Raw genomic sequence first — 4,775 nt, 5'->3', positions numbered from 1 at the left:
GTGTCATTGAATCTAGACAAAAATAACCCCGATTTATCGTCAGACCCTGGGCATTTAGGGGAATTTCGGCGGGGGTTGGAAAGTTGGCCCCCAGGCTTAGCTTGGCAACCCGATGGAGAGCAAATTGAGGCTCTGGTCAAGCTCTACCAAGGAGTTTTGACCGGTAATGCCCGCTTGAATTTGACCCGCATCACCGCTCCCCTGGACTTTTTGGAAAAACATCTTTGGGATTCCCTGGCGGGGATTTTGTTGTCGGACCATTGCCGTGGTTACCCCCAAGCGAAGGTGATTGACATTGGCACCGGGGGAGGATTCCCCGGATTACCCGTGGCCCTGGTGTGGCCCCAGTGGTCCGTGGCCCTGTTGGACTCCACCCGCAAGAAAGTTAATTATCTAGAGGAGTTGGGGCACCGTTTAGGCTTAGCTAATTTGACCTATATGGTGGCCAGGGCGGAAGCGGTGGGGCACCAGTCCCAGCATCGCTCCCAGTATGATTTGGCCTTAATCCGGGCTGTGGGAGAAGGGGCTGTCTGTGCGGAATATGCTCTCCCCTTGGTGAAGGTGGGGGGCACAGTGGTGCTTTACAGGGGTCAATGGTCGGCGGCGGAAGCGGAGCAGTTAGAACGGGCCAGTGCCCTCTTAGGCGGCAAAGTCAGTGCCACGGTGGCAGTTGTTACCCCCTGGAGCGGTGCCCAACGACACTTCATCTACATAACCAAGGAAAAACCCACCCCCAATGATTTTCCCCGGGCGATCGGCGTGCCCCGTCAACATCCCCTCGGCGTCTTGGATTGATATCGGCTTTCCGTTGAACCAAATTATTGTAAATTGTTGACAAAAAACTTTTCCCACAGACAAACACCGTTGGGGCTAAAATTTGCTTTAGCCGTATAAGATATAAATCATCTTACTCAGACGATCCCCCGACCCGTTTTTTGGACTAAAGTTAACGCTTACTAAGTTCGCTGTTTTATTTTAGTCTGTGGGCGGTATGCTAAGGGGATGGCCATCCAAATTTGAGGGTACGACCTTGGATCAGCAGAAAATCCTCGGCTATTTTATCGAAGAAGCTCAGGAACATTTGGAAACCCTAGAACGGGGCATCCTTGACCTGGGTAAGGTGGTGCGGGACTCGGAACAGGTCAACGAGATGTTTCGGGCGGCCCATTCCGTTAAGGGGGGAGCGGCCATGTTGGGCTACACCAGCATCCAAAAGACGGCCCACCGCCTAGAAGATGCATTCAAGGTGTTGAAGGAGCATCAATTACCCGTAGACCAAAAGTTGGAGTCCCTATTCCTCAACGGCTACGATGTCTTGCAGGACTTGGTGGAAAAGCTCCAAAGTCCCAGCGGGCTCCAACCAGAGGAGGCGGATTCCATTGTGGATGGGGCTTCCCACCAGTTTGAAGAGTTACAGAATTATCTCAATTACCTCCTCACCCAAGGTAGTGCCACGGCCACCTCAACCCAGACCATGGCGGCTAAGTCTACCAATGCGGGTACGTTCAATGAGAGCGATGTGCCGGAAGAAATTAAAGCCCTGTTGCACAAAATGTTGCAGTTGTTTAAGCAGGAGCCCTCGGCCACTTCCCGGGAGAAGCTGCAAGAATATTGCACCCGTTTGGGTCGCTTAGCCCCCAAGCAGGAAAATTGGCAGCATTTACTCTCCCTCAGTAAACAGGCGATCGCCAATCCTTTGCATTCCTACCGCACTTTGGCCCCGGTGGTGTTGAAGGATCTGAAACAAGGCTATGACTGTTTTACGTTGGCCAAACCAGAAAACATCCGGGTCAGCGATGGTCTTAAACAATTGGCATCTAGCCATGTGGCCCAGGTTCTCATTCCAGCGGAACCGACGGCGGCGGCCAACATTCTGATGAAGGTATTTAACGAAAGTCAACTGCGCCAACTGATTAAAAATCTTTCCGCCTCCCATTAGTCCGGGGCTTTAGACTCGATCAAATAGCCGCAGGTGTGTTCCCCGTCATTGAGCCAATGGGTTCTTTCGATGGCACAGTCCGGCAGAATGGCGGCAAACATTTCCAACTCATGACCACAAACCGTGGGATAGGATTCGGCCACGTCGGCGATTGCACAGTGATGTTCCGATAAAATAAACTTTTCTGACTCATCAGTGGAAAGGGGATGGATTTCCGCCATGTAGCCTTCCTGACGCCGTAGTTCCACTAGTTTATGTACCCTTTTGGCCAAGGAACCCTGGCCAATTTGTTGGCGGTAGGCTTCCGCTTTCCGTTGCCATTGTTTTTTCAGCACTGCCCCCAACTGTTCCTCCCCCACTGTTTCTACCAGGGAATCGATGAAAGAAAGGGCAAATTCTCCGTAACGTTGGGGAAATTGTTCCCTGCCCTGTTTGCTCAGTTGGTAGAGAAATTGGGGTCTGCCCATGCCCTGTCTTTCCTGTTGATGCTCAATTAAGCCATCATTTTCCAAATCCTTGAGGTGCTTGCGCATGGCCTGGGGACTAATGCCCAACTCTTCAGCCATGGCGATCGCCGATCCTTGCCCTTCTTTGAGGAGATAGCGCAGAATATCTTCTTTGGTGGAGTGGGAAGAACTGGTGGTCATGGTCAACAACAGGAGAGGGAAATTTTGGAACCGATGCGGTGGCAGTCCAGTAAACTGAAGGGACAACCCCCATGCTAAGCATGATTGCTTAAATTAATTGTCGGGTAATTATCAATTGGTTAACCCTGGCCCATGGGCCAAGGGACTTCCCGCAGGATCACCGACCTTGGTCTTGGTACTTTGACAACAATTGGGTTGCTAATCTATTCTAGAATAGACTAAAACAACAAATAAGTTGTTTAAGGTTCATTCCTTGAGATTTATTCCGTTCCACTGCCAATCTACCTTGCCCTAGGCAGTTACCCATCTGAATTCCCCGGAGAACACTGCATTCGATGAGTTCCACCACCGTTAAAAACCTGGTCAACCAACCCTACAAATATGGCTTTATCACCGACATTGAAGCGGATGCTATCCCCCGTGGTCTGAGTGAAGACGTGGTGCGACTCATTTCTGCTAAAAAGAATGAGCCAGAATTCATGTTAGATTTTCGCCTGCGGGCCTACCGTCATTGGTTGACCATGACGGAACCCACTTGGCCAGCGGTGACCTATCCCTCCATTGATTACCAAAATATTATTTACTATTCCGCCCCTAAGCAAAGTAAGAAAAAACTAGAAAGCTTAGACGAGGTAGACCCCGCTTTGTTGGAAACTTTCGAGAAGCTGGGCATTCCTCTGTCGGAGCAAAAACGCTTGAGTAATGTGGCGGTGGATGCCATTTTTGACAGTGTTTCCATTGGCACCACTTTTAAGGAAAAGCTGGCGGAGGACGGAGTAATTTTCTGTTCCATTTCTGAAGCATTGCAGGAACATCCCGATCTGGTGCAAAAATATTTGGGCAGTGTGGTACCCACCGCTGACAATTTCTTTGCCGCCTTAAATTCCGCCGTATTCAGTGACGGTTCCTTCGTCTTTATTCCCAAAGGCGTGAAATGTCCCATGGAATTGTCCACCTATTTCCGTATTAATAATGGGGATACAGGGCAGTTTGAGCGGACATTAATTATTGCCGAAGAGGGGGCCTCCGTTAGCTATTTGGAAGGTTGTACAGCGCCCATGTACGATAGCAACCAACTCCATGCTGCAGTAGTGGAGTTAGTTGCCCTGGATAATGCTGATATTAAGTATTCCACGGTGCAAAACTGGTATGCCGGTGATGAAAACGGCAAAGGGGGAATTTACAACTTTGTGACTAAGCGGGGTCTATGCAAAGGCGTTAATTCAAAGATTTCCTGGACCCAGGTGGAAACTGGTTCTGCCATCACTTGGAAATATCCCAGTTGTGTACTGGTGGGTGATAATTCGGTGGGAGAATTTTATTCCATTGCTTTAACCAATAATAAACAGCAAGCCGATACGGGAACCAAGATGATTCACATCGGCAAAAATACCCGTAGCACCATTATTTCCAAAGGTATTTCTGCTGGTAATTCCGCCAATAGCTATCGGGGTTTGGTGAAAATGGGACCCAAATCCCAGGGCGCTCGCAATTACTCCCAATGCGATTCCATGCTCATTGGCGATCGGGCGGCGGCTAACACTTTCCCCTACATTCAGGTGGATAATAATACCGCCAAGGTAGAACACGAAGCCTCCACCTCCAAGATTGGCGAGGATCAACTCTTTTACTTTGCCCAACGGGGAATTTCAGAAGAGGATGCAGTGTCCATGCTAGTCAGCGGCTTTTGTAAGGATGTGCTCAACGAATTGCCGATGGAATTTGCGGCGGAAGCTGACAAATTATTGAGCCTCAAACTAGAAGGTACTGTGGGTTAAGCAAGTCTATTGGTTAGGGGCGGTTAATGCCAAACTGCCCCGGCCAAGACCCCTGATTCTGACCCACTGTTTTATTAAAAAACAAGCTTTCTCTTCATCTAATCTATTTTTACCACTCAACTACTTAACTAAATTAATTCATGAGCCAGACTGTTCTATCCATTAAAAATTTGGCCGCCTCCGTTGATGGAAATCAAATTCTCAAGGGGGTTAACTTAGAAATCAAAGCAGGGGAAGTCCATGCCATTATGGGGCGCAACGGTTCCGGCAAAAGTACCCTGTCCAAGGTAATTACTGGGCACCCCGACTATGAAATTACCGACGGTGAAATTATTTACCAGGGGCAAGATTTATCAGCTCTAGAACCGCACGAAAGGGCTTTAGCAGGTATTTTTCTCGCATTTCAATATC

The 4,775-nt window shown here is 49.1% G+C and carries 5 protein-coding genes; 4 read left to right on the top strand and 1 reads right to left on the bottom strand.

Annotated features, from left to right (window positions below; translation table 11 throughout):
- Together rsmG and IQ219_RS16795 are read left to right on the top strand one after the other, a co-directional pair.
- Positions 1 to 795 (top strand): 16S rRNA (guanine(527)-N(7))-methyltransferase RsmG, encoded by a 795-nt coding sequence (rsmG, locus tag IQ219_RS16800; protein WP_194073365.1) that lies wholly within the window; start codon positions 1 to 3, stop codon positions 793 to 795.
- A 235-nt stretch (positions 796 to 1,030) separates the two neighbouring features.
- Entirely contained in the window at positions 1,031 to 1,939 is a 909-nt protein-coding gene (locus tag IQ219_RS16795; protein WP_199309625.1) for an Hpt domain-containing protein, read from the top strand.
- Here the strand turns inward: IQ219_RS16795 and sufR are convergent.
- Positions 1,936 to 2,586 carry an iron-sulfur cluster biosynthesis transcriptional regulator SufR gene (gene sufR / locus IQ219_RS16790; RefSeq protein WP_194073364.1) on the bottom strand — a complete coding sequence of 217 codons (651 nt, stop codon included), beginning with the start codon at positions 2,584 to 2,586 and terminating at the stop codon, positions 1,936 to 1,938. The genes IQ219_RS16795 and sufR overlap by 4 nt on opposite strands.
- A gap of 335 nt (positions 2,587 to 2,921) precedes the next feature.
- Between sufR and sufB the strand changes: the two genes are divergently transcribed.
- Positions 2,922 to 4,364 (top strand): Fe-S cluster assembly protein SufB, encoded by a 1,443-nt coding sequence (gene sufB, locus IQ219_RS16785; RefSeq protein ID WP_194073363.1) that lies wholly within the window; start codon positions 2,922 to 2,924, stop codon positions 4,362 to 4,364.
- A 140-nt stretch (positions 4,365 to 4,504) separates the two neighbouring features.
- Positions 4,505 to 4,775: ATP-binding cassette domain-containing protein (locus tag IQ219_RS16780; protein WP_194073362.1), on the top strand; the 271-nt coding region annotated here is incomplete at its 3' end.

This window comes from Synechocystis sp. LEGE 06083 (assembly GCF_015207725.1).
Lineage (GTDB): Bacteria > Cyanobacteriota > Cyanobacteriia > Cyanobacteriales > Microcystaceae > Synechocystis > Synechocystis salina.
The sequence above is the reverse complement of the archived record's forward strand: the minus strand, read 5'-3'. Positions and strand labels throughout refer to the sequence as shown.

Bases quoted from the DNA above. Each gene is read 5' to 3' on its own strand.
- sufR (WP_194073364.1), bottom strand. From the start codon at position 2,586: ATGACCACCAGTTCTTCCCACTCCACCAAAGAAGATATTCTGCGCTAT.
- sufB (WP_194073363.1), top strand. From the start codon at position 2,922: ATGAGTTCCACCACCGTTAAAAACCTGGTCAACCAACCCTACAAATAT.